Raw genomic sequence first — 24,659 nt, forward strand, 5'->3', positions numbered from 1 at the left:
AGGGCCTTTTTCTTTACAGGCAGAGTAAGGGCGGCATGAGGCTTGGCTTGGGTTTCATATGCCATGCCCGCCACTGCCATTACTTTACCTTGCCTTTTGCTGTACGTTCGAACACCGCAACAAAGAAGCCATCCGTGCCATGGACATTCGGCGACAGACGCAGCCAGGGCTTGTCCTTGCCACCCGGGACTGGCACCGATTTCGGCGCATCCGGCCAGATTTCACTGATCGGCACAGGTTTGAAGTCCTTGCGATCGCGCATGAAGGTTTCGATCAGACGTTCATTTTCTTCGGGCATGATCGAGCAGGTCGCATAAATCAGGCGTCCGCCCTTGGTGACCTTTGCGGCACCGGCCTTAAGAATTTTGCTTTGCTGCGCCATCAGGGCCCGCAGATCGCGCTGCCCGATACGCCAGCGCAGTGCCGGGTTACGACGGAGCGTCCCAAGACCCGAACACGGTACATCCAGTAACACGCGATCAAAGAAGCCTGACTTGTTGCGCAGCCAGCTATCGCGTTCATCGGCAATGATGCGCTGCTGAATGCAATCACCTGCGCCTGCACGGCGCGCACGTTTACGGGCATTGTCCAGACGACCGCCATGGGTATCGCAGGCAAGAATGCGGCCCTTGCCGCGCATGTCTGCAGCCATGCCAAGCGTTTTGCCGCCACCGCCTGCGCACATATCAAGGATCGTCATGCCGGGCTTCGCCCCCACAAGGTTGACGCAAATCTGCGATGCCTCATCCTGAATTTCGATCAGGCCATCCTTATAGGCCTTGGTTACCAGCATGTTGAGGCCAAGCGGCAGGCGCAAACCATTGGGCGCATATTTGGTACGTTCGATATCCTTGATGCCATCGGATTTCAGCGACTTGATCGCATCTTCGACGGAACCCCGCAGGCGATTGACCCGCAGGTCAAGCTTGGCCGGCTGGTTATAGGCCGCCATCTCGTCTGCCAGATTTTCATGATGGAGCTTGAGCAGCTCTGCATAGAGCCATTTTGGCAGTTCGGTTTTGACCGCACCTGGCTGCGCATCATGATCAAGGCTGTTACCCGCAAGCTTGTTGGCAAGATGCCGTTCATTCGGGCGCAGTTCATCGGGGCAGAACTGATCGCCGTTAAACAGCCCTTCGATGGTGTCGCGGTCCAAGCCGTCATGCAGGACGAGCTCGGCGATCATGCGTGCACGGCCGTCCTGGAACTGATAGTCGCATTCGGCCAGCCACCAGCCCAGACGGGCCTGATGGCGGATCAGGTTATAGAAACGCTCACTGATTTCGCGACGATCCCCGCCACCGATATACCGGCGTGATCCGAAATAGCCTGACACAACGCGGTCGGCGTCATCTCGGTTATGGGTCCAGCCATCGTAAAGTTCAATAACGGCTGCTATGCGGGCACCGGGTTTCAAAGCGAAAAATCCAACCTGTTTGCGGGTGATGAACTGCTTCGCATATGGGAAGCAAACGATCACTCTACCTGAAAAAAGCTGATGACGGCAGGGATGCCTGCCGTCATCGAAATTTGAATGCGCCTCATATCATGGCAAGAACCATTCGCCAACCGCATGAAACGCAAGGCTGGTCCGCCAATCAGCGGGCGCAACCGCCTTAGCCGCCCGGACGATAGTTCGGTGCTTCGCGGGTAATCGTCACATCATGGGCGTGGCTTTCACGCAGGCCCGCATTGGTGATGCGGACAAACTCGGCGCGTTCGCGGAAGTCCGCAAGGGTAGCCGAACCGGTATAACCCATCGATGCCTTGAGACCACCAACCAGCTGGTGGATGATCTGACCAGCCGGACCTTTGTAAGGAACGCGGCCTTCGATGCCTTCGGGGACCAGTTTCAGATTGTCCTGAACATCCTGCTGGAAGTAACGGTCCGCCGAGCCACGTGCCATCGCTCCGACCGAGCCCATGCCACGATAGGACTTATAGGAACGTCCCTGATAGAGGATGACTTCACCGGGTGCCTCGTCGGTACCCGCCAGAAGCGAGCCGACCATGCAGGTGTTAGCCCCGGCTGCCATCGCCTTTGCGATATCGCCGGAAAACTTGATGCCGCCATCGGCAATGATCGGCACACCAAGCTTTTGCGACATTTCGCCGCATTCAAGAACCGCGGTCAGCTGCGGGACGCCAACACCGGCAACGATACGGGTCGTACAGATCGAGCCTGGGCCGATACCGACCTTGACGGCGTCGGCACCGGCTTCTGCCAGGGCCTTGACGGCTTCGGCAGTTGCTACGTTACCGGCAATGATCTGGGTATCGCCAACCTGTGCCTTGATCTGCTCGACCGCCTTGATCACACCCGCCGAATGGCCATGTGCGGTATCAATAACGAGAACGTCCACACCGGCTTCGACAAGGGCGGCGGCACGTTCAAAACCGGATTCCCCGACACCCGTTGCCGCAGCAACGCGCAGACGACCACTTTCGTCCTTGCAGGCATTCGGGTGCAGCTTGGCTTTTTCGATGTCCTTGACCGTGATCAGGCCGGTGCAACGATAGGCCTCATCAACAACAAGCAGCTTTTCAATGCGGTGTTGGTGAAGGAGTTTTTTGGCCTCAATCGTTTCGACATTCTCGGTCACCGTGACCAGACCTTCGTGGGTCATCAGTTCGGAAACCGGCTGCGAACGGTTGGATGCGAAACGCACATCACGGTTGGTCAGGATACCGACCAGCTTGTTCGAGCCACGTTCGACAACCGGAATACCGGAAATGTGGTTGGCATCCATCAGGTCGAGCGCATCGGCCAGCGTCTGATCGGGATGAATGGTGATCGGGTTAACAACCATACCCGATTCGAACTTTTTCACACGGCGAACTTCTTCGGCCTGCTGGGCGATATCGAGGTTCTTGTGAATGACCCCCATGCCGCCATGCTGTGCCATGACAATCGCCATTGCGCTTTCGGTTACGGTATCCATTGCCGAGGAAAGCAGCGGGATTTTGAGTTCGATATTCTTGGTAATGCGGGTGTTGGTCTGCACCTGAGCAGGCAGCACTTCTGATGCTGCGGGTTTGATCAATACGTCGTCAAACGTCAGGGCTTCGGCAATGCGGGTCATCTGGCCACCTCGTTAATCTGAGTTGGCGCGGAATTTATACACGTTATGCCCCAAATGCCAAGTTTTGTGCGCCCATAACAGCCCTGTGATTTTATTGATGCTTTATTTTGCGCATTCCGTTAGAAACTGGTCGATGGGGCTGCCGTCAGGCGAGCCCCTTTTTTGTTTCTGCAAATGCGGACCGCAGGGCAAGCGCCAAGCCAGCAACAAGCCGCACCTTCACCTAGAGGCTAAAGACGAACTGGTCGTAATCCATCCCGGCATCGGCAAGCAGGCCCGTGACCATTTTGATCCCGCGCGCCATGCCTTCCTTGCGGTTGGCTTCCTTTGCCTCTTCGTCGCAAAGTGCCTTATAGAGCGGGATGACCTTGTCGACCGCGTCACGGCGCGGCACACGGCGGTTGGAATGATATCCGATGATCTTGCCATCCGGACCAAAGGTCGGCGTGACATTGGCCAGCACCCAGTAATGATCACCATTAGCACTGCGATTGATCACATAAGCGAAAATCTCACGCCCGGCCTCGATGGTTTGCCACAGCAGGGCAAAAACACATCTGGGCATGTCAGGATGTCGGATGATGCTGTGCGGCTGACCAAGGATATCGCGTTCCCGATATCCGGCGACACGCAGGAACGTGTCATTGGCATAGGTTATTCTGCCTTTGAGATCGGTCTTGGAGACAATGATCTCATGCTCGTCAAAATGACGCTCCACACCTGTCAGGCTTAAGTTGTCCTGTTTCATCAGATAATTCCCACAAGCAATGGCCACCCCACATGGCCCGTTCCACCCATTCTGCAAGGTTTTTTACCTTGCCCTCTGATCATTAAAGCCAACAGCCTGATCAGGGTTTGATGTAACGCAACAATGCCTGAAGAATTATAACTATTCCAGTCTAGCGCCTTGTGGATACTGGAATAATTTTTCGCCTGTTATTCGACAGGCGACCAGCTGTCGTCTTCGCGAATCTCGGCATTCTTGATGTCGTCTTCGGCATTGTTCTGCCCGCGGAAGCCGGTTGCGATCAGATAGGCCTCGGGACTTTCCGGGCGCGATGCTGGTGGCTTGGCGTGTTTGGTGACGCGGAAATTCTTCTTCACGCGGTCAAGCAGGTCGTTCTCCGTTCCGCCCTTGAACACCTTGGCGATGAAAATCCCGCCCGGTGCCAGAACTTCTTCAGCAAACAAAAGCGCATGTTCGACCAGATCGATAATCCGGATATGGTCGGTCTGACGATGGCCGGTGGTTTCCGGCGACATATCCGAGATCACGGCATCCACCGGGCCCTGCAATTCATGCTTGATCATGTCAGGCGCCTGGATGTCGAGGAAGTCCGCCTGCAAACAGGTCGCGCCCGAAATACCTTCCCATTCAAGGATATCAAGGCCAACGACCTGGCCCTTGCCATGTTTGGAGCCGACCATATCAACCGCCACCTGCGTCCAGCCACCCGGAGCTGCGCCAAGGTCAACAATGCGCATGCCGGGTTTCAGCAAATCGAACTGGTTGTTGATTTCAATCAGCTTGAAGGCCGCGCGGGATCGATAGCCCAAGCGTTTGGCTTCCTGCACATAGGGATCATTGAGCTGGCGGTCGAGCCAGCGCGTCGAGGACAGCTTGCGCCCCTTGGCACTTTTCACCCGCGTGCGCAGGCCACGGCGTGCGCCGGTATCGATGGCTGCAATGGCCGAACCCTTGCGGCGGCGCTGCCCGCCTTTTCCGCTGCGATTGTCGCTCATGATCTATCCTGAACTGAATTCTGTTTTGGTCAAACCTGTCGGGACACAAACGTCAACCGATCAGGAGGAAGCCGGAATATGGGACACTGTATGACGGCGCGCGTCGCACGGGTCAATAGCATGGCCGTCTGCACGCATCAAATCGACCAGAATGCCTTCACGCAGGCCACGGTCGGCAACCTTGAGCGTCGCCAGCGGCCAGATATCACGAATCGCGGCAAAGATCGCAGCCCCGGCATCCATCAGTTCGGCACGCTGATTACCGATGCAGGGATGCCCCTTGCGCTTGTCCGATCCCATCCGCAAAAGCAATTCGGTCACGCGTTCCGCATCATCAAAGCGCAGATCAGACCCATCGACCTTGTGACGTTCATACCGTTCAAGGCCCAAGGCAATACCGCAGAATGTGGTCACGGTACCCGATGTGCCAACCATCTGGACCTTGTCATCATCAAGCATGTCCGAGCAGCAATTGCGCTGCGCAAATTCTTCGAGACGCTGCCGGATCTCGCTGCGCATGGCTTCAAACCGTTCGCGGCGTTCCTCAACCGTGGCATAACGTTCGGTCAGGCACAAAACACCACACGGCATGGAAAGCGTTTCAATGCACTGGGTCTTGCCGGTTTTATCCACCTTGATCCAGCAGATTTCGGTACTGCCACCGCCAATATCGAACACCACCGCATAAGGGCGTTCATCAAGCAGTGCCGAGCAGGCCTGAAGGGCCAGGCGGCTTTCTTCATCCGGGTTGATGATATCAAGTGAAATGCCGGTTTCATCAAACACGCGACGCACGAATTCTTCGCGGTTATCGGCACTGCGGCAGGCCTCGGTCGCGACCGCACGCAGTTTCGCACCGGGATGGCGGCGCAATTTCTTGGCACAAACACGCAGCGCGTCAATCGCGCGATCCATCGCCGCATCACACAGATAGCCCTTTTCACGCACACCTTCGCCAAGGCGAACAACGCGCGAAAAGGCATCAATGACCTTGAAGCCGTCATTACAGGGACGCGCGACCAGAAGTCGGCAATTCGAGCTGCCAAGATCAATCGCGGCATAAATCGGGGCGGTGATGCAATCGACCATGCGTGACGATTTGCCACCATGATCCGGCACGTGAACGGCGGTTCCCGGTTGCGGCATGCCCGGTTTATCCGGACCATCCAGCACGGCATGCCCGCCCATTGCAGCGCCGCCTGCCGGGCTGCTGGCCCTGTGCGTGTTGCTATGGGGAGAAACGTGCTTCACCTTTCGAAAACCTGCCTTTTGTTACGTGCGCATATTCCGTATCGCTGATCATCAAGACATTTATGTGACGATCTTGCGAATCAACTATATGAGTGTAACGACAATCCCCCGCAAGGCAAATCCCGTATGCCGTAATCGCATGGTTGAACAGATCGAAACAAAAAAGGGGTTGCCAAAACCGGGCGGGTTTTATACATAGCGGCCCACACCGCGCCGCATGTCGTGCATGGTGGACCAAGTTTTGTTGGGGAATAGGTTAACGGTAGACCTACGGACTCTGACTCCGTCAGTCCTGGTTCGAATCCAGGTTCCCCAGCCAACCTTTCCGGATATTGCAGCGCATTCTTTGCCACGCAATTTGTACGTTCCGGGCTATAAATGACGTACGCAAAGTCCTGCTGGGGAATAGGTTAACGGTAGACCTACGGACTCTGACTCCGTCAGTCCTGGTTCGAATCCAGGTTCCCCAGCCACTTTGCCCAACCTTCCCCAAAAGCCTTACCCATTTCAGACAGCAGCATAGTTGCCGCCTGTGCATCTTCGTTTTAGAGTGCCGCATTATTTATCGCGATTGGGGCATTATATGAAAACCGCGACCGGTGGCTGCTTGTGCGGCAAGATCCGATTTACGATCGGAGGTGAGCCCTATCGGGTCGGGCTTTGCCATTGTCTTGATTGCCGCAAACATCACGGGGCGTTGTTTCATGCCTCTGCCGTTTTTCCGGATCAGGCCGTCAAGGTTGACGGGGAAACAAGCAGCTTTCAGGGACGGCATTTCTGTGCGGCGTGCGGGTCATCGGTCTTTTCGCGCACCGAGGACGAGATCGAGGTGCATCTGGGCGCCTTTGACGCCCCGGACCAATTCATCCCGACCTACGAGCTTTGGACGATCCGGCGAGAAGCCTGGTTTCCTGAACTTCCGATCAAGCATCACTATGAACGCGATCGCACATCGGAAGGCCGCCGGGAGGATTAAGCGATCCGGGTAATACCCTGGTCGGTGATCAGCACATCGACCGGGACGTCATATTGATGGGGCAAAATGTCATCAAGACGGGTTACCTCAAAGCCGATGCCGATGACCAGTGGCTTGGGATCACATGCCGCCAATGTCCGGTCAAAGAACCCACCGCCATAGCCCAGCCGGTAGCCCTGCCCGTCAAAGCCGACAAGCGGGGCGAGCAGAACATCGACTGCAACCACGTCTGTTCCCCTGGGTTCCGGAATACGGGCAAAGCCCGGCACCATTTCGGTTTCCGGCGTCCATGCCTGAAAGACCATCGGTTGATCCTTGCCCGACACCACCGGCAAGGCCGCACGGCCCCCGGATGCAATATGCCCTTCGATCACCGGGCGCACATCGATCTCGTTCTGGATTGGCCAGTAAAAACCGACATTGGTATTGCCATGATCGGCAAGGAACGTCGCAAACTGCGTGCGAATTTTATCAGAGAGCTGATGATGGGTCGCCGCATCAAGGCCAGCCCGCCAGCCCAACAAGGCCCGCCTGACAGCGTGACGCCATTCTGACTGGCTGGTTGCGTCACCGGTGGCGGGTGCAGCGGGAAGATCAAGGATCATGAATGCCTGGAAAGTTTGCCGGTTTTATCAAAGTCGTTCCGGGAGGCTACATCAAAAACCCGGGCCCATAAACGCATAACGCGCCGGAAACCCGGCGCGTTAACGGTTGTCAGCAAAGAAAGCTGCAAGCCAGATAGAAATTTAGAGAATGGCGAGTTCTTCTGCCGACATGCGGCCATTGCGACCTTCAATCAGCTCAAACTGAATTTTCTGCCCTTCATCAAGTCCCTGCAGACCAGCACGCTGAACAGCGGTAATGTGCACGAATGCATCTTTGCCGCCCTCGTCCGGGGTGATGAAGCCATAACCCTTGGTCGCATTGAACCACTTAACCGTTCCGGTAGCCATATCCGTAGTCGTCCTTAGTTTAGTATGCGCATTTCCAAAGTCAGAAATGCTTGAAAACAGTCCCTACCTTACACCGCGCAAGGGCACAATTACCATCAACCAGAAAGCAACCACGCACTTGAAAGATGCACTGCATCGTTTCAATAATTACCGAAATTTTGGCTTAGTGCAATGGATTCATGTATTAAGTTCTTTTTTACCATCAGGAATTATCTGCCATGTGATGTGTATCACCGGGCTGCAACCGGCCTGAACCGAACACACCCATAGATAAATCAAATATAGACACTAATTCTCGCAAAGGTTCTGTATCGCGACAAATCAGCGACAGATCGACCACAATCACCGGCGGCAAATCGGCTGCGACGATATCGGTCCGACCAAACACGCGGATATTGGTGCTGTCGCCAATGATCCCGGTCAAACGGTTGGCAACCAGAAGATCGACGGCCTGCTCAAGACTGCTTAAGTCATGCCTGACGACCTCCCCGCGCAGCGAAAGTTCCGGTCGTGGCAAATTGGCAAGGATCCCCACATCCACCTTGGGCAAGGCGCGAATATCGATGACGACACGCTGAAACACCCTGAGCTCAAACCGAACCTTGCTGTCAGATGCGATGGTATTTTCAAACGTGGTCGGGCGCGAGGCCAGAACACAGTCGGTCAATCCGCTATCAAGGGCATCGCGAAACCGGTTATAGGGAAACACATCGAACGCCACCGGGCGCATCTGCGCCCCAAGGAGCGTGATAAATTTACGCTGTTCCGGAAGTGCATAACGCCCCACATTTGGCCTCAAACACGATATTGCTCGCAACCCTGACGGCATCGGTCGCCTGCGCAGCAGAGGCCCCAAACCCCAGGGCCATAACAACCATCGCCCCCAACACCATCCATCGTGCTTTTAGATTGAAGTTTCGGATCACTTGAACGCCCTGAATTTATGGTTATCGGGCTGACGCCGCGCGCAACGGATCGCGGCACATCAGGCCATGTTGGGTGCGGCCAGAAGCGCATCATAGAATGTGCTTTGCGCAGCATCGAGCGTCGACAATCAACAAGGTGAGACAACAGCAAAATTGCCGACTTTGACCTCGCCAGAAACAGTGATTTCATCAGATTTCTGTTTATCTGCGCGCAGCGGCACCGCAGACACGATAAGCAAAATCGTGACAGATGAAAGCACTCGGACTGCACGAAAAACAAGATGCGATACCATCATTCACCCGCCGCCTTTTGCGACACCAGTTTTCTGTGTGACTTCTTTGCCGGCTTACAAAAAACTTGTGCAAGAAACTCTTGTCATCAAAGGCTTAGCGGCCCATTTATTCGAAATGACTGATTTTGTCATTTTCTCTGGGGTAGAATTGCGTGACAAAGCCCTATGCTTTAGACGATGATAGAGATAACAGTATAGAAAACGTATAAATTACACTCAATTGTGTACGAGCAACCTAAAGCATCGGTTAATAACGGTGCGGGGTTGAAATTGGGACACCGTTAACTGAATGGGTATGGAATTCGGATCGGATAACAGGCAGTGACAGCGACAACCAAGATCGCGAACCCGCGCGATATTGCTCATAGCGTTATGGCGCTCGTTAACGAACTCAACCTGCAGCCTACGCCACAGGTTTATCATGTATTTTACAGCTATCTGACCGATGAGGTTCCCGAACTCAGCCAGTTGATCAAGGTTCTGATCCGCAACACGCAGGATCTTGATGAAGAGACGGTGTTTCGGATTTACCACAAATATCTTGGCACCCACGCGATGCAGCAGCATCTCAAACAAGGGGTCGAGGGACTTCAGTCCGCGGTCGAGCGGGTCGAACAGGCCGTCACATCAGTGATGCGCGATACCGATGTCTTCTGCGGCGAGATTGATGTGGCATCACAGCAACTGCTGGCCGATGACATTACCTTACAAGAAGCGCGCTCTGTCAGTCGCGATCTTTCGGAGAAATCGACCAAGGCGCGCGATACCTACAGCTCGTTTAATGGCAGTCTTGAGGAATATCACAAGGAAGTCCTTCGGGTGCGCACCGAGCTTGAGCTTGTCCGTCGCGATGCGTTGACCGATACCCTAACCGGGATTGCCAACCGCAAGAATTTTGACTCCTCTTTGCGTGATGCCGTGACGACGACCATGGAATCCGGTGCGCCGCTGTCGCTTTTGATGATCGACATCGACCACTTCAAGGATTTCAATGACAATTTCGGGCACCGCGCCGGGGACGGGGTTCTCAAAGCTGTGGCCCGGGTTCTGGTCAGTTCAACCAAGGGGGCGGATACGGTTGCACGCTATGGCGGCGAGGAATTCGCGATCATTCTGCCCGATACGGCCGCCGACAACGCGCAAAAACTTGCCGACAAGTTGCGACAAAACGTTTCAAACCAGCATATTATCAACAAGAAAACCGGCAAGGATTTCGGTAAGTTAACCGTTTCAATTGGCTTGACGGCCTATCATCTTGGAGAGAATATACTGGAGTTTGTGGACCGCGCAGACAAAGCACTTTATATGGCTAAGCAGGATGGTCGAAATACCTGCATTGCCCAATAGACAAACCGCTGCAGAATGCACCAAAACAGGACATAAATAAATACATCTCTGATAACAGAGAGACAGACCATAAAAACAAGAATAATAACCAACAAAACACCGAGCTAACACACGTGTCCGAATAGGCCAAAAGAACAGGACCGATGATCTAACAATCGGGCTTGTCATGTACAACATGGTAATGTGGTGCGCTGGCTTTGCAGGGCGGAGAAGCAGATGAATACACCGAGTAACGAACGTAAGATCGAGCTTGAGCACAAGATTTTCAAAACGTTCGAAGAATGCCACTTTCAGAAGTCTGATGTCTCAGACGAAGCTCTTTTTGTCCTGAAAATGGCAGAAGGATCGGTTGTGTCTTTGCCGCTTAAAGCGATTTGCCGGGAATTCGATATCGACCCGGAATCCAAGGATGGCGATCTGATCAACCTGATCGACAAGGCGCTGAACTTCATCAACGTCCTGCGCCCGGGCGATAATTTGCCACGCGAAGTCCTGACTGGCGAAGCATCCTGGGCTGTTGACGAAGACCACAAGGCGATTGCCTATAACCGTATTACCATGCAGTTGGTGACCTGGATGTCGGGGAGCGAGGAGCTCATCACCGACCCGGACGAACTGATGCAGATCGCCGAAGATCCGAACACCAAGAAAAAGATCAACCAGGCCTTTGACGAAGTTGCCGAGAAGCTTGGCATGGGGAAGGAAAACCGCGAGGAAGTCGTCAACCTTGTCCATCAGGTCGCAGACGAGCTGTCTTATATCGAGACGCTTCGCGTGAAATATCGCAAGATCCTGATGGTGGATCGCAAGATGCAGGAACTGCGCCGCATCTATGCCCATGAAAAAGGTGTTCTGGAAACCGTAACACAGGCCATTCGCCTGCTTGATGACGCCAAGAAGAAGTTCGAAACCACGTTTGACGAGCTGGACGCCAATACCGGGGAAATCATGTCGGTTCTGCGCAACTTCACATCCCAGCGCCAGTACATCCGAAGCCAGCGTGACGACCTCTATAAACGTCTGCGCGCCTGGCAGCCGCTGATTGAACAGTGGGAAGAACTCGAACTGGAACGCGGCCCCAAGGCCGTCAATCTGGTCAAAGAGACCTATCAGTTCTTGGCCCCGCGCTTCATGAAGGTCAAGCAATGGCTTTTGATGACCAAGGTGCAGGACGGCGTTTCCGAGCAGCATAACTTCAAGAACGAAGACGAACGCATGGGCAAGCTCAAAGGCAAAATGATGCAGTGGTAAGCCCTGCCCCACCTTCCCCGACATGAACAAAGGCGCGCTGTTTAGCGCGCCTTTTGTCATATGGGCTTTTTCAAGATCGCCTGATCAGAAAACCTAGCCGGTCTGATCACCGGTCATCGTGATCTTGAGCGCGATATGATCGTCAAGAACGGCAATCGACTTGGATGCATTTGCCGGAACAGGCACCTTGCGATCAATGCAATAAGCAATCATTGCTGCCGCCAATTCTGCCCCTGCTGTCGGGATAATCGCCTTTTGACCATCATCAGAGGTCACCGTCATACGCGCGATCACTTCGGGCTTGCGTTCCACTTCAAAACTGCTGATCTGACCAGCCGGAAGCGTTTTCCCTGTGCGCCGACCATGGGCCAGAATGGCCTTGATCAGTTCGCCGTCCTCAAAAACGATGCAGCGTATTTCACGCATGGTCGGAAACCCTCAAACAGTTGTTTGATTACATATGCTTGGAATCAAACAACAAAACAAACATCTAACGTCGCATGCGCCATTAGACATAGTGCTGATCGCTTGCGCAATCGGCAAAACCGCCATCTCAACTGGTCGCAAGCCAAACACCCACACCGATCATCAGCGTGCCGGCAACCCGGTTGAGAATGCGGACATTGCCGCTTTTTTCAAGGAACTTGCGCAGTGAACGACCGCCCGTCGCATAAAGCGTCATGCAAATCAGTTCAGTGACAAGAATGATGGCAACCAGTACCGAAAGCTGCGGCGCAATGGCATGCTGAAGACTGATGAAGGGCGGCAACAGGGAAATCATGAACGCCCAGCCCTTCGGGTTGGCAATTGCCGTCACAAAGCCCTGTGCAGCCAACCCGCCGGCCGAGGCTGTCTTGGCGCTTTCGACCTCTGCCGAAATGGCCATCCGCCCGCGCGACCGCCACAGCTGAATGCCAAGCCACACCAGATAGGCGCCGCCAATATATTTGAAGACCGCAAAGACCGCCGGGTACTGAAGCATGACGGCGGCAACACCAAGCGCAGACGCAACTACAACGATGCCAACACCCACCAGTTCACCCATCATCATCCAAAGCGTACGCTTCAGACCAATTGTCATGCCAAGGGTAAGTGCAAGTGTCATGCACATGCCCGGCGTAATGGAGACAAAGAAGGCCGTGGGGATAAAAGCCCCGATCAACGACAAACTCAGCATAACGTTTCCTGTGGCTTGGGTGGCGCCGTGTCCTGAGCGTCATTTTTGGGGCATGACGGCGTCAGGGCGGAAATGACTAACCCATAAGTGAAATCCCGACCAGTCTCTTTTTGTCATGACCGCCTTAACATCCCCCTCACCCCATCTGTTTGCCACCAAAAACAAGGCTGTATTGTTGGGAAACGACGCATCGGACCGACCCGCGCAATCCGGCCTCGCTAAATTCCACTCAAAAAACAAACCAAAAGGTACAAAAATTACTTGACCTGAAGCGGCCCCGCGACGAAATTGGGGGCGTCGCCAGCAAAGGCTGGCATCCTAAGCCAATTGATGAAGACCGATGACCGCAGACATTTGCAACATTGATGCATATGCCGACCGTGCCGAAGCCAGCGCTTCGCGCACCATTGCGCTGTCTGCCCTCAACCTAATTTCCGGTCTCCTTGGTCTAGCAGAGCTAGGCGCTCTACGACTTACTCGCCCCTGAGCGAACCATGCCGGTCCGGATCACACGCAAATCATGTCGATCCATTAGCCGCAGCTCAGGGGAAAAAGTCGCGCCAGACGGCCCGCACTCCTTCCAGACAGAATTCACATACCGGGCAAAGACCCGAATGATCAGGAAACAAGACAATGGCTAGTGCAAACGACAATCGCGTCATCATTTTCGACACCACCTTGCGTGATGGGGAACAGTCCCCGGGTGCTTCGATGACGCTTGATGAAAAGCTGCGCGTGGCGCAGGCGCTGGCGGAATTGAAGGTTGATGTTATCGAAGCGGGCTTTGCCATTGCATCGAACGGCGACTTCCAGTCCGTCAATGAAATCGCAAAACAGATCTCCGGCCCGACCATCTGCTCGTTGGCCCGTGCGGCCAAGGGCGATATCGAACGCGCCGCCGAGGCATTGGAACCGGCTGAGAACAAGCGTATCCATACCTTTATCTCCACAAGCCCCCTGCATATGAAATACAAATTGCAGATGGAGCCGGAACGCGTTCTGGAAAAGGTGATCGAAAGCGTGACCTTGGCGCGCAACTTCACCGATGATGTCGAATGGTCGGCAGAAGACGGTTCGCGCACCGAGCACGACTTCCTTTGCCGTTGCGTCGAAGCCGCCATTGATGCCGGTGCGACCACGATCAACATCCCGGATACTGTCGGCTACACCACGCCGACCGAATATGCCGACCTGATGAAGATGCTGATCAACCGTGTCCCGAACATCGACAAGGCAATCTTGTCAGTTCACTGCCACAATGATCTGGGTATGGCTGTTGCCAACTCGATCTCGGCGGCCAATGCCGGCGCCCGTCAGATCGAATGCACCATCAATGGTCTGGGCGAACGTGCGGGTAACGCCGCACTTGAAGAAATCGTTATGGCGATCAACACCCGTAACGATGCCTTCCCGTTCACCACGGGTCTGGACACCACCAAAATCATGAGCGCCTCGCGGCTGGTGTCAGCCGTTTCGGGCTTTGTCGTGCAGCCGAACAAGGCGATTGTTGGCGCGAACGCATTCGCCCATGAAAGCGGCATCCACCAGGATGGTTTCCTGAAGAATTCCGAAACCTATGAAATCATGAAGCCGGAATCGATTGGCCTGAACAAATCGAGCCTGGTGATGGGCAAGCATTCCGGTCGCCATGCCTTCAAGGAAAAGCTCAAGGAGTTGGGCTTTGCCGAATTGGGCGACAACGCGATCGAGGATGCATTCGCACGCTTCAAGGAATTGGCAGACAAGAAGAAAGAAGTCTATGACGACGATATCGTCGCCCTGGTTGATGACGGTCTGCGTGACAACGAACATATCAAGTTTGTTGGCCTGACCGTAACCTGTGGCTCCAAGGGTCCGCAGACCGCAGAGCTGGAATTGACCGTTAATGGCGAAACCCGCACGGCCAAAACCACTGGTGACGGCCCAATTGATGCGACCTTCAACGCGATCAAGGAAATCTATCCGCATGACTGGCGCCTGAAGCTTTATCAGGTCCATGCGGTTACCGAGGGCACCGATGCACAGGGCACTGTGACCGTGAAGCTCGACGGCGAAGATCGCACCGTGGTTGGCAACGCATCGGATACCGACACGGTAGTTGCGTCCTGCATTGCCTATGTCACCGCGGTGAACAAGCTGATCGAAAAGAGCAAGAAGACCGCACCGGACGCCATGGCATCCTGATCCGGTTTCACGCCGAAAACACAACAAGGGGTGGCATTTTTGCTGCCCCTTCGTCGTTTTGAGCCATGCGATTGCTCACCATGTTATTCATGGTATCTCAGCGACTCGCATTGCGTCTCAACGTACGTCGCAGTTACCACCAACGCCCAAGAATTGATTATTATGCAACCTCAGGACAACGTGATATATCGCTTGGGGAAAATTGAACTTATCCGCCAAGATCATATTCCTGATCATGTTTTTGACGTGCAAATTCAGGAAAATTACGCGCCTTAATTATTCCTCAATCCCCTGAGCAGATTATTCGTGCATCGGCTTAATCCTTGCGCTATCAAAGCCGATACATTCGTATTCAAGATTTTACTATTAACCGGGGCATAGGGCAGGAATGTTTTCCAAGCTTCTTGGGGTTTTATCCTCCGACATGGCGGTGGATTTGGGCACCGCTAACACACTGGTTTACGTCAAGGGACGTGGCATTGTCCTGAACGAACCATCCGTGGTGGCCATCACCGACGAAAAAGGCAAGAAACAGGTTCTTGCAGTTGGTGAAGAAGCCAAACAAATGCTCGGTCGTACCCCGGGGTACATTCAGGCGATCCGCCCGCTGCGTGACGGCGTTATTGCGGAATTCCACATCGCCGAAGAAATGATCAAGCACTTCATCCGCAAGGTTCACAACCGCCGCAACTTCGCGAGCCCGGAAGTGATCATCTGCGTTCCGTCCGGTTCAACCGCCGTTGAGCGCCGCGCCATTCAGGAAAGTGCTGAAAGTGCTGGTGCCCGCAAGGTCTGGTTGATCGACGAACCGATGGCTGCTGCAATCGGGGCCGGCCTGCCGGTTACCGAGCCGACCGGCTCCATGGTTGTTGATATCGGCGGTGGCACCACCGAGGTTGCCGTTCTGTCGCTGGGCGGTATCGTCTATGCACGTTCGGTCCGCGTTGGTGGCGACAAGATGGACGAAGCGATCATCGCTTATATCCGTCGTACGCATAACCTTCTGGTTGGTGAAAGCACTGCGGAACGCATAAAGAAAGAAATCGGCTCGGCCTGCGCCCCGGATGATGGTGATGGCGCAACGGTTGAAATCCGTGGTCGTGACCTGATGAACGGTGTTCCGAAGGAACTTCTGATTTCTGAACGTCAGATCGCAGAAAGCCTTGCAGAGCCGGTATCGGCAATCATCGAGGCGGTCAAGGTCGCCCTCGAACAGACCCCGCCGGAACTGGCTGCTGACATCGTGGACAAGGGCATTGTCCTGACCGGTGGCGGCGCGATGCTTGGCAACCTTGATTACGTTCTGCGTCATGCAACCGGCCTTCCGGTTTCGATTGCAGACGATCCGCTTTCCTGCGTTGCACTGGGTACCGGTCGCGCGCTGGAAGAAAAGAAAATGCTGCGTAACGTTCTGCACACAGCATACTAAACAAGGTCGGCTTGAATTATCATCACCGGGTCGTATCCTTACTGGACGCGACTCGGTGATTTCGTTATGGTTGAATATCCCGCACGGGATGATGAGCAACCTTTTGGGAATTCGCGGGGAATACATTGGCACAGCATGGTGGTCCGCAGCAGCGTATCTTTTCGCCGTTACGCACGGCCCTTCACCGCTTCGCTTTCATATTGCTGATTTTTTCGGCTTTCGGCCTGATGCTTCTGGGCAAGGCCGATACGGTTCTGATCGAACGTATTCGTGCGGCGTCGGCTGATCTCGTATCCCCGGTCATGAATATCGTTTCCCGCCCCGCTGCCAGCATCAATGAATTGACCGACAAGGTTTACAACCTTGCCCATCTCTATGAAGAGAACGAGCGCCTGCGCCGTGAAAACCAGCAATTGCTGGCCTGGCAGCAAGCCGCACGCAATCTTTCGCATGAAAACGCCCGCCTGCGCGACCTTGCGACCTATACCTCGCCACCGGCGCTGCAGCTGGTGACATCGCGCGTTATTGCCGACATGGGTGGTGCCTATGCCCATAGTGTGATGATTTCCGCCGGCTCGCGCGATGGTGTCTCCAAGGGACAGGCTGTCATTTCCGACGAAGGCCTGATCGGTCGCGTGGCCGAGGCCGGATATCAGGCGTCGCGTGTTCTGCTGATTACCGATATCAACTCGCGTGTGCCGGTCGTGGTCGAGAACTCCCGCGACCGTGCGTTTCTTTCGGGTGACAACACCAACCGTCCGCTTCTGACCTTCCTGACCGCCGATGCCGCCGTCGCACCGGGGGACCGCATTTTGACGTCTGGTCATGGCGGCGCCTTCCCACCGGGCATTCCGATCGGCATCGTGTCGTCTGTTTCGGAAAATGCGGTTCGCGTCGCGCCAATGTTCCGCCGTCATCAGCTTGAATATCTGCGCGTTGCCGATTACGGCCTACACGGCATTCTGAGCAACGACCGTATCGAGCAAAGCCAGCCGACGAACAACGAAAACACGACTGAGGTCTCGCCAGACATTCCCGACGGTGTGGGAATTGTTCCAGCCAGCCCGGCAGGAAGCGAAGCGCAAGCAGCCAATAACGCCCCCTCCCCCAATGCGGCAGGGGAAGCCCAGTGAAACCCGGCGTCTGGCAGCGACTGGACATTATTGCGCGCGGCCTTTTCCCAGCCTTTAGTGTCTTTGTCCTTCTGTTGATCAACCTTCTGCCGATCAGTGTGCCACTGCTTTCGACCGCATCACCGGCGCTGGCATTGATGGCTGTGTTCTATTGGTCGGTGAACCGTCCGGATCTTTTGACCGGCGTGACCGCCTTTTTCCTTGGGCTTTTGCAGGACCTTTTGATGGGCTTGCCGCTTGGCGTCAGCTCGCTGGTCCTGTTGCTGGTTCAGACCGGATCGGCAAGTCAGGGGCGCTTTTTCCACAACAAGCCCTTTAGCGTCATGTGGTGGGGATTTGCGCTTGTCGCCATTCCGACACTTCTGGTGCAGTGGTTGTTGAGCTCGGCCCTGATTGGCGCCCTGCTACCGATCAAGGCCACCATGATCAGTTATGTTCTGACCGCTGCGCTGTTCCCGATTGTGGCCTGGGTCCTGGCGCGCGCCCAGAACAGTCTTCTGCGCTATGTTTAGCGGGCCTTGCGCTGGCAAAAATCTGCGCGATATTGATGATTTGGCAACGGCTATCCACTATGCTGGCAGAAGGTGGTTTTCATCCCGGTTCAAGCGGGCTAAAACGGGCCAGAAATTGACCGCCCGGCCTTATGGCAACTGACCAAAAACAGGTATCCATCGCCCATGTGGCATCGTGACTCAGACCGGTTCAGACTATTTACCCGACGCGCGCTGATGCTTGGCGCGGGCAAGGGTGTATTGCTGACGGGTCTTGCCGCGCGGATGTATTACCTGCAGGTGCTTGAAAGCGATCGTTACCAGACGCTGGCCGATGAAAACCGCATCTCGCACCGCCTGTTGCCGCCACCGCGCGGGCTGGTCACCGACCGGTTTGGCGCCCCGCTTGCTGTCAACCGCCAGAACTATCACATCATGATCGTGCGCGAGCAGACACCCGATGTCCGCCGCACGTTACAAATCCTTGATCAGATTATCGAACTGGGTCCCGACACCATCGAACGTGTCGAGCGTGACGTTGCCCGCCGACGTTCATTCGTGCCGGTCACGGTCCGCGACAACCTGACATGGGATGAAGTTGCCCGCGTCGGGGTCAACGCACCTGATCTTCCGGGCCTGATCATTGATGCCGGACGATCGCGCGACTATCCGGAAGGCCCGCATCTTGCCCATTCACTTGGTTATGTTGCGGCCGTCTCGGAAAAGGAATTGACGGGCGATCCGCTTTTGGAATTGCCGGGCTTTACCATCGGCAAAAGCGGCGTTGAAAAGGTTTATGACCTTGCACTGCGGGGGACGGCTGGGACAAGCCAAGTCGAAGTCAACGCGCTTGGACGTGTCATTCGCGAACTGGAACGCGAGGAAGGCGACAGTGGCAACACGGTCGTCATGACACTTGATCTGGATTTGCAGCGTTATGCCAATCAGCGCCTGTCCGACAAGGAAAGCGCGTCAGCCGTTGTCATGGACATCCATAATGGCGAAGTGCTGGCACTGGCATCCCACCCGACCTATGACCCGAATGCGTTTACCAACGGTATTTCGCACAAGCTTTGGAACAGTCTGGTCAACAATCCCTATGCGCCGCTATCAAACAAGGCGGTTAATGGCACCTACGCGCCAGGCTCGACCTTCAAGATGTGTGTGGCCCTTGCCGGGCTCGAAGCCGGGATCATCACGCCCAATCAGAAATTCTTCTGCAACGGGCATCTTGATCTTGGCAATGCGCGCTTCCACTGCTGGAAACGTGGCGGTCATGGCTGGATGGACCTGCATGATTCCATCAAGCATTCCTGTGACGTTTACTATTACGAGATTTCCCAGAAGATCGGGATCGACCGGATCGCAGCCATGGCGCACAAGCTTGGCCTTGGCGAAGATACCGGTATTGACCTGCCCAACGAGCGAAGCGGGCTGATCCCGACCAAGGACTGGAAGGAAGTCCAGTTGGGCAAACGTTGGCAGGGTGGTGAAACTTTGATTGCCTCTATCGGACAGGGCTATGTCCTGGCAACGCCGCTGCAGCTTTGCACGATGACGGCACGACTGGCATCGGGCAAGGCGGTGCGCCCGCACCTGACCCGCGATAATGTCACCCCGGAAGGTGTCACCAGCCGTCAAACGGAAGAATTCCCTGAACTTCAGGTCAGCCGTGCCAACCTTGCGCGTGTGCGTGATGCCATGAATGGTGTGACCAACGAACTGCGTGGCACCGGCCATCGTGCACGCATTAAAATCGAAGGCATGGAAATGGCTGGCAAAAGTGGCACCAGCCAGGTTCGCCGCATTACCATGCGCGAACGCCAAACCACCGGCGTTCTCGATAACGACGTCCTGCCATGGAAATACCGTGACCACGCCCTGTTTGTCGCCTTCGCCCCGGTCGACAACCCGCGCTATGCCTGTGCGGTAGTTGTTGAGCATGGCGGTGGCGGTTCAAGCGTTGCGGGGCCGATTGTCCGTGATCTGCTGCAAAAGGCGCAGGAACTTCAGTCCGCCCGTCAGGGTATTTCTGCTGCCACGCCGACCAACCGCGCAAATTTGCGCTGGGATAAGTCCCAAACCAATCAGGACGAGGGTTAAGCCATGGCCGCAAGCAGATACCGTATTGGCGAGGACCCGGATTACGTCCCGATTGGGCGTCGGCTACTATTGCTGAACTGGACGCTTGTTTTTCTGATTGCCGCCCTGTCAGGGATCGGTTTTGCCATGCTGTATTCCGCGGCAAACGGGTCGCTTCAGCCTTGGGCTGAACGCCAGATGATGCGCTTTGCCGTCGGGGCTACGTTAATGATCATCATCGCGGTAACCGACATACGCATATGGCTGAAGCTTGCCTATTTCTCGTATTTTGTTGCGCTGATCCTGTTGATTGCGGTCGAGATCAAGGGTGACATCGGCATGGGCGCACAGCGCTGGATCAATCTGGGCTTCTTCCAGCTCCAGCCGTCCGAGTTGATGAAAATCTCATTGGTTCTGGCACTTGCACGGTATTTTCACGGCCTGACGGCCGAGGATGTCGGGCGCATCACGCTTTTGATCCCGCCGATCCTGATGGTGGCGGCCCCGTCCGCGCTGGTGTTACGCCAGCCCGACCTTGGCACGACCTTGCTTCTGATTGCCGGTGGCGGTGTGATTTTCTGGCTGGCGGGTGTTCGGATCTGGAAATTTGCCCTGGTTCTGGGCAGTGCGCTTGCCGCCATTCCGATCGGCTGGCAGTTCCTGCGTGAATACCAGAAGAACCGTGTTCTGACCTTCCTCAACCCGGAAAACGATCCGCTGGGGGCTGGTTATCACATTACCCAGTCCAAGATCGCACTTGGCTCTGGCGGGCTGTTTGGCAAGGGCTTCATGCTGGGGTCGCAAAGCCATTTGAACTTCCTGCCGGAAAAACAGACCGACTTCATCTTTACCATGCTGGGCGAAGAATTTGGCCTTGTGGGCGGGATGGCGTTGCTGGGGCTTTATGCGCTGGTCATCACTTATGGCTATGTCATCGCCCTGCGCTGTCAGAACCAGTTCGGACGCCTGGTCGCGATTGGTGTGACCTCGACCTTCTTCCTGTACGTCTTTATCAACATTGCCATGGTGATGGGGCTTATCCCGGTGGTGGGTGTTCCCCTGCCCCTTGTATCCTATGGCGGCACGGTCATGATGACCATTCTGGTCAGTTTCGGCCTGTTGATGAGCGTCTCGATCCACCGTGATATCCGGATATCCAGACAGGGCAATGACGACGGCCGCAGCTAAGAAGCTGCTTCGTCACACCCGCCATTTTCCCGATCACGCATCGAAGGGAAACAGGTCTTTAAACTCGGAAATTGTTTTGAAATCGGCCAACTTGCACCGGTTACGCCCGGTCTCCTTGGCCTCATAAAGCGCGCGGTCTGCCAGCGAATACAGTATTCCCGATATGTCAGCCTGTTCGGCGTTTCTGAGCATCTCGAACTGCTTTGCGACATCCGGGTCAAATTCTGCCATCCCTTCTTTTGAGGGCAAACCTGACACGCCAAAGCTTGATGTGAAGGAAAGCTTGCTGCCGCCAAAATCGACACTGTTGGCTTCGAGTTTATTGCGCAGACGTTCTGCAAGGATCATCGCACCTTCAAGTTCCTCGCCCGGTAGAAGGACTGCAAATTCTTCACCGCCCATCCGGGCCGGAAGATCAATTGTCCGCAAGGTTTTTCGAAGTGTCTCGGCAAGGGCGACCAGAACCGCGTCACCAGCCTGATGGCCGTAGGTGTCGTTCAGGGCCTTGAAACGGTCAATATCAAGCAGAATGACCGATACCGGCGTATCACGACGTCGCCAGGTCGAAATGGCTTCTTCAAGTCTGGCGAGATAAGCGCGCCGGTTTGGCAGTTCCGTCAGCGGATCTGTCGATGCAATCACCTCAAGCTTTCGCATCGCTGCGTTCAATTCTTCGGTGCGTTGTTCAACACGATGCTCCAACGTGATGTTCGCGTTCTGCAGTTCGTCACGCGCCTTGCGCAATTCCGCAAGTTGTTGGCGGATGGTTGCGAAAAGCCCAACCGTTACCGACCCCAGCAACTGCACCTCATCATCATGACGATGATACGGGGGCATGATCAGTGTTCTGCTGTCATCGGTCGGGTTGGAATTGACGATATAATTGCCAAGGCGGATCACGGGACGCGAAAACACATAATAGCTCATTGTGGCGAAACACATGGCCATCACTGCGGCAAGAACCATGGTGGCCAGAAATGACCACGACAAGCGGGACATGTAGGCATTAACGTAAACCTGCGGATTAAGATCGATCACCATTTCGCCAATGGTGGTCAGAGGTTTTCGATCAGGATCTCGGACCGGAACCGTGATGGTTTGCAAGCCACCAAACATCTTCTCGGCCCAACGAGAAGTCGGTATTTCACCTGCCGGACGTTTGAGCTCAAAGAAAATGCCATTCCGGGCATTGGTCAGCGTCACACCCGCAATCGAGCGATTATTAAGCATGCCGCGCGCCATCACATCGGCAAGTTCCCGGTCGTGTTTGACCAGCACCTGGGTTGCAACGGGCACACTTGAAGAAACGATACGCTGATTGCCCTGCTGATAGACGCCTTCAAGCCATTTATAGTCTTGGTATCCACGGATAGCGACAATCGCAAGACCAAGTGCAACAGCAAGAAAAAGCGTATATTTCAACTGGCGGGCTGCAATTGTGCTGCCCAGTTTCAAGCTGGCAAGAGCATCCATTTGCTTTTCATCAGACTGTCCCGCCAAGCGTATCGACCTCGTCTTCCTGAAGGGGGTTCCCGGACTGGCGCCTGTTGTTCCTAATCTCCGTCGCCAGGATGCAACGCAAAGTCATACTCCGTGCCGGGCGCGGAGTTGGCAATACTAAAATCATTAAAATCGAGACTATTCCAATCCCGGCTGCCGAGAACATCCACGAAATAGGAAATATTTTCGCGTGTGATGGCCTCCATCCTGAATGAGATTTCGGGATGACGGGACAGAAATTCAACACCTTGTATATAATCATGAAGCAATACGATTGCCCACGCACCGGCAAAGAAATGCCCGCCATGGGTCATCGTCATCTGGCCTTCTGCGACCTTACGAAGCCCATCGGGTGACCAGTTAAGCCCGCCAACAAAGACATCTTTGCCAGGCTTTCGTCCTACCTTTTCAAGCGCAGCCATTGCGCCCAGTGCGATATCGTCATTGGCAGCCCAGATGGCATCGACGCATCCACCACGATCCAACCAGTTTTCGATTTGACGGTATGCCTCATCATAGGACCAATTGGCCACCAGACGGCGCTGTTCCTTCAGAAGCGGGAACCGGCTCAGCGCATGATCCAGTCCTTCCAATCGCTGAAGAGACGCCGGGGTTTTGCGATCCCCTGCAATCGAGATCAGGCACAAAGGTCCCGGTTGACGATTGTCGCTTCCAAGGCGTGCACCGTCGATCAGCGATTTCGCAATATCATATCCGGCGCGTTCGTTGTCGGGCGTCAATGACAGGATTCGGTTTTCGAAATCCTTGCCCGGTTGCCCATGCGTAGCTTTTTGCTCATCGGTCAGATCATTGAGCAACATGATCACCGGAATGCCGCGTTCTTCTGCTTCAAGAACAATCCGGGTTCCTTGCTGATGCTCGTTCACGGCAATGATGTAATCAGGGGCGGGATCAAGGGCAAAAACCTTCTGCGCACTTTCGATCATCATATTGCTGTCGCGGTCGCTGTTAAAAACGATCAACTCATACCCGAACTGATCAGCTGCCGCCTGCATGGTGCCGCGGACATCTTTCCAGAAACCGCGATCTCCATATCCGGGATTGATGAAGGCAATGCGCACCGGCGCGTCTGAACCATCAGAGGACGTCATTTGCGCTTGTGCTGGCCCCGCCAGAAACGCAATCAGTCCCAAAAGAAAAAGCACGGCGTGGGGCTTCAAACCGGTTTCCTATTTTTGTTCTTGTTTCCATTCACCAGCGCGACCGTTCAAACGAGCTGCGTTGGCATCTGTCATCTCAAGGCGCATTACAAACCGTGAAACGCTGTCTCTTTCAAGCGCGACGATAGTCTCGGTCACCCCAAATCAATCGTCAGGAGCGACCCCGCCTTTCGACAGATGTTAATATACAATTGTATACAAACTTGGTGTCATAATTGAAACCGGTACTTTACAGTATCAAGATAAATGGTCAGGCCTTCATCCTGCGCCTGACTGCGCCTGTCGCAAAGCCGCTACAAGTTCTTCGTTCGACATGTTTGCCCGGTTCTTGATCCCCTTTTGCGCGGCCAGATGATACAGATCATCGCGGCGCCACTTGTCATATGTGGGCGCGGTATGCAGCCGACGTGCAGAAGTTTGCGGATCAGTTTCTCCAGAGAGTTTCCTATAGCTCGCCACTCTTGCCTCCTT

At 54.8% G+C, this 24,659-nt stretch carries 21 protein-coding genes and 2 tRNA genes; 11 read left to right on the forward strand and 12 right to left on the reverse strand.

The genetic code is table 11. The annotated features are described in order from the left end of the window. Positions 1 to 79 precede the first annotated feature (79 nt). From ACXAIA_RS05230 to ACXAIA_RS05250, 5 genes are all read right to left on the reverse strand, one after another. Positions 80 to 1,417: an RsmB/NOP family class I SAM-dependent RNA methyltransferase gene (locus ACXAIA_RS05230; protein WP_475348410.1), complete on the reverse strand. Its 1,338-nt coding sequence runs from the start codon at positions 1,415 to 1,417 to the stop codon at positions 80 to 82. 199 nt (positions 1,418 to 1,616) lie between these two features. Beyond that, the gene (guaB, locus tag ACXAIA_RS05235) at positions 1,617 to 3,083 is read right to left on the reverse strand and encodes an IMP dehydrogenase (protein ID WP_475348411.1); all 1,467 of its coding nucleotides are present in this window, start codon (positions 3,081 to 3,083) and stop codon (positions 1,617 to 1,619) included. A gap of 223 nt (positions 3,084 to 3,306) precedes the next feature. Continuing rightward, the gene (locus ACXAIA_RS05240; RefSeq protein ID WP_475348412.1) at positions 3,307 to 3,831 is read right to left on the reverse strand and encodes a PAS domain-containing protein; all 525 of its coding nucleotides are present in this window, start codon (positions 3,829 to 3,831) and stop codon (positions 3,307 to 3,309) included. A gap of 188 nt (positions 3,832 to 4,019) precedes the next feature. Continuing rightward, the gene (locus ACXAIA_RS05245; protein WP_475346580.1) at positions 4,020 to 4,826 is read right to left on the reverse strand and encodes an RlmE family RNA methyltransferase; all 807 of its coding nucleotides are present in this window, start codon (positions 4,824 to 4,826) and stop codon (positions 4,020 to 4,022) included. 60 nt (positions 4,827 to 4,886) lie between these two features. Next, positions 4,887 to 6,077, reverse strand: coding sequence for a Ppx/GppA phosphatase family protein (locus tag ACXAIA_RS05250; RefSeq protein WP_475348413.1), 1,191 nt, complete (start codon positions 6,075 to 6,077; stop codon positions 4,887 to 4,889). A gap of 245 nt (positions 6,078 to 6,322) precedes the next feature. Between ACXAIA_RS05250 and ACXAIA_RS05255 the strand changes: the two genes are divergently transcribed. From ACXAIA_RS05255 to ACXAIA_RS05265, 3 genes are all read left to right on the forward strand, one after another. Then, positions 6,323 to 6,396 (forward strand) — tRNA-Gln (locus ACXAIA_RS05255). 80 nt (positions 6,397 to 6,476) lie between these two features. Continuing rightward, positions 6,477 to 6,550, forward strand: a tRNA-Gln gene (locus ACXAIA_RS05260). Between the two features lie 110 nt (positions 6,551 to 6,660). Then, entirely contained in the window at positions 6,661 to 7,053 is a 393-nt protein-coding gene (locus tag ACXAIA_RS05265) for a GFA family protein (protein ID WP_475348414.1), read from the forward strand. On the opposite strand, the gene ACXAIA_RS05270 is transcribed toward ACXAIA_RS05265, so the two are convergent. From ACXAIA_RS05270 to ACXAIA_RS05280, 3 genes are all read right to left on the reverse strand, one after another. Further along, complete coding sequence (locus ACXAIA_RS05270) at positions 7,050 to 7,658, reverse strand: 5-formyltetrahydrofolate cyclo-ligase (RefSeq protein ID WP_475348415.1); 609 nt, start codon at positions 7,656 to 7,658, stop codon at positions 7,050 to 7,052. The two genes, ACXAIA_RS05265 and ACXAIA_RS05270, sit on opposite strands and share 4 nt — an antisense overlap. 141 nt (positions 7,659 to 7,799) lie before the next feature. Next, on the reverse strand, positions 7,800 to 8,006 hold the full coding sequence (locus ACXAIA_RS05275; RefSeq protein WP_008892097.1) for a cold-shock protein: 207 nt from the start codon (positions 8,004 to 8,006) through the stop codon (positions 7,800 to 7,802). Positions 8,007 to 8,208: 202 nt separating this feature from the next. Beyond that, positions 8,209 to 8,793 (reverse strand): hypothetical protein, encoded by a 585-nt coding sequence (locus ACXAIA_RS05280; RefSeq protein ID WP_475348416.1) that lies wholly within the window; start codon positions 8,791 to 8,793, stop codon positions 8,209 to 8,211. Between the two features lie 753 nt (positions 8,794 to 9,546). On the opposite strand from ACXAIA_RS05280, the gene ACXAIA_RS05285 reads away from it, so the two are divergent. Both ACXAIA_RS05285 and ACXAIA_RS05290 read left to right on the forward strand, forming a co-directional pair. Then, a complete protein-coding gene (locus ACXAIA_RS05285) occupies positions 9,547 to 10,572 on the forward strand; it encodes a GGDEF domain-containing protein (protein ID WP_475348417.1) in 1,026 nt (341 codons plus the stop codon). A gap of 216 nt (positions 10,573 to 10,788) precedes the next feature. Beyond that, entirely contained in the window at positions 10,789 to 11,823 is a 1,035-nt protein-coding gene (locus ACXAIA_RS05290) for a hypothetical protein (protein ID WP_475348418.1), read from the forward strand. A 93-nt stretch (positions 11,824 to 11,916) separates the two neighbouring features. On the opposite strand, the gene ACXAIA_RS05295 is transcribed toward ACXAIA_RS05290, so the two are convergent. Together ACXAIA_RS05295 and ACXAIA_RS05300 are read right to left on the reverse strand one after the other, a co-directional pair. After that, positions 11,917 to 12,249 carry a hypothetical protein gene (locus ACXAIA_RS05295; RefSeq protein WP_475348419.1) on the reverse strand — a complete coding sequence of 111 codons (333 nt, stop codon included), beginning with the start codon at positions 12,247 to 12,249 and terminating at the stop codon, positions 11,917 to 11,919. A 127-nt stretch (positions 12,250 to 12,376) separates the two neighbouring features. Beyond that, complete coding sequence (locus ACXAIA_RS05300; RefSeq protein WP_475348420.1) at positions 12,377 to 13,000, reverse strand: LysE family translocator; 624 nt, start codon at positions 12,998 to 13,000, stop codon at positions 12,377 to 12,379. A gap of 633 nt (positions 13,001 to 13,633) precedes the next feature. On the opposite strand from ACXAIA_RS05300, the gene ACXAIA_RS05305 reads away from it, so the two are divergent. From ACXAIA_RS05305 to rodA, 6 genes are all read left to right on the forward strand, one after another. Then, positions 13,634 to 15,184 (forward strand): 2-isopropylmalate synthase, encoded by a 1,551-nt coding sequence (locus ACXAIA_RS05305; protein WP_475348421.1) that lies wholly within the window; start codon positions 13,634 to 13,636, stop codon positions 15,182 to 15,184. 388 nt (positions 15,185 to 15,572) lie between these two features. Continuing rightward, on the forward strand, positions 15,573 to 16,613 hold the full coding sequence (locus tag ACXAIA_RS05310) for a rod shape-determining protein (RefSeq protein ID WP_008892088.1): 1,041 nt from the start codon (positions 15,573 to 15,575) through the stop codon (positions 16,611 to 16,613). Positions 16,614 to 16,738: 125 nt separating this feature from the next. Further along, the gene (mreC, locus tag ACXAIA_RS05315; RefSeq protein WP_475348422.1) at positions 16,739 to 17,746 is read left to right on the forward strand and encodes a rod shape-determining protein MreC; all 1,008 of its coding nucleotides are present in this window, start codon (positions 16,739 to 16,741) and stop codon (positions 17,744 to 17,746) included. Beyond that, positions 17,743 to 18,258: a rod shape-determining protein MreD gene (gene mreD / locus ACXAIA_RS05320; RefSeq protein ID WP_475346594.1), complete on the forward strand. Its 516-nt coding sequence runs from the start codon at positions 17,743 to 17,745 to the stop codon at positions 18,256 to 18,258. Before mreC ends, mreD begins: the two co-directional genes overlap by 4 nt. Positions 18,259 to 18,423: 165 nt before the next feature. Further along, a complete protein-coding gene (mrdA, locus tag ACXAIA_RS05325; RefSeq protein ID WP_475348423.1) occupies positions 18,424 to 20,340 on the forward strand; it encodes a penicillin-binding protein 2 in 1,917 nt (638 codons plus the stop codon). 3 nt (positions 20,341 to 20,343) lie between these two features. Beyond that, positions 20,344 to 21,507, forward strand: coding sequence for a rod shape-determining protein RodA (gene rodA / locus ACXAIA_RS05330; RefSeq protein WP_475348424.1), 1,164 nt, complete (start codon positions 20,344 to 20,346; stop codon positions 21,505 to 21,507). Positions 21,508 to 21,540: 33 nt separating this feature from the next. Here the strand turns inward: rodA and ACXAIA_RS05335 are convergent, their stop codons facing one another. Then, the gene (locus ACXAIA_RS05335) at positions 21,541 to 22,980 is read right to left on the reverse strand and encodes a GGDEF domain-containing protein (RefSeq protein ID WP_475348425.1); all 1,440 of its coding nucleotides are present in this window, start codon (positions 22,978 to 22,980) and stop codon (positions 21,541 to 21,543) included. A gap of 80 nt (positions 22,981 to 23,060) precedes the next feature. After that, on the reverse strand, positions 23,061 to 24,119 hold the full coding sequence (locus ACXAIA_RS05340; RefSeq protein WP_475348426.1) for an ABC transporter substrate-binding protein: 1,059 nt from the start codon (positions 24,117 to 24,119) through the stop codon (positions 23,061 to 23,063). Positions 24,120 to 24,659 lie beyond the last annotated feature (540 nt).

Source organism: Thalassospira sp. ABL2_045 (genome assembly GCF_056161285.1).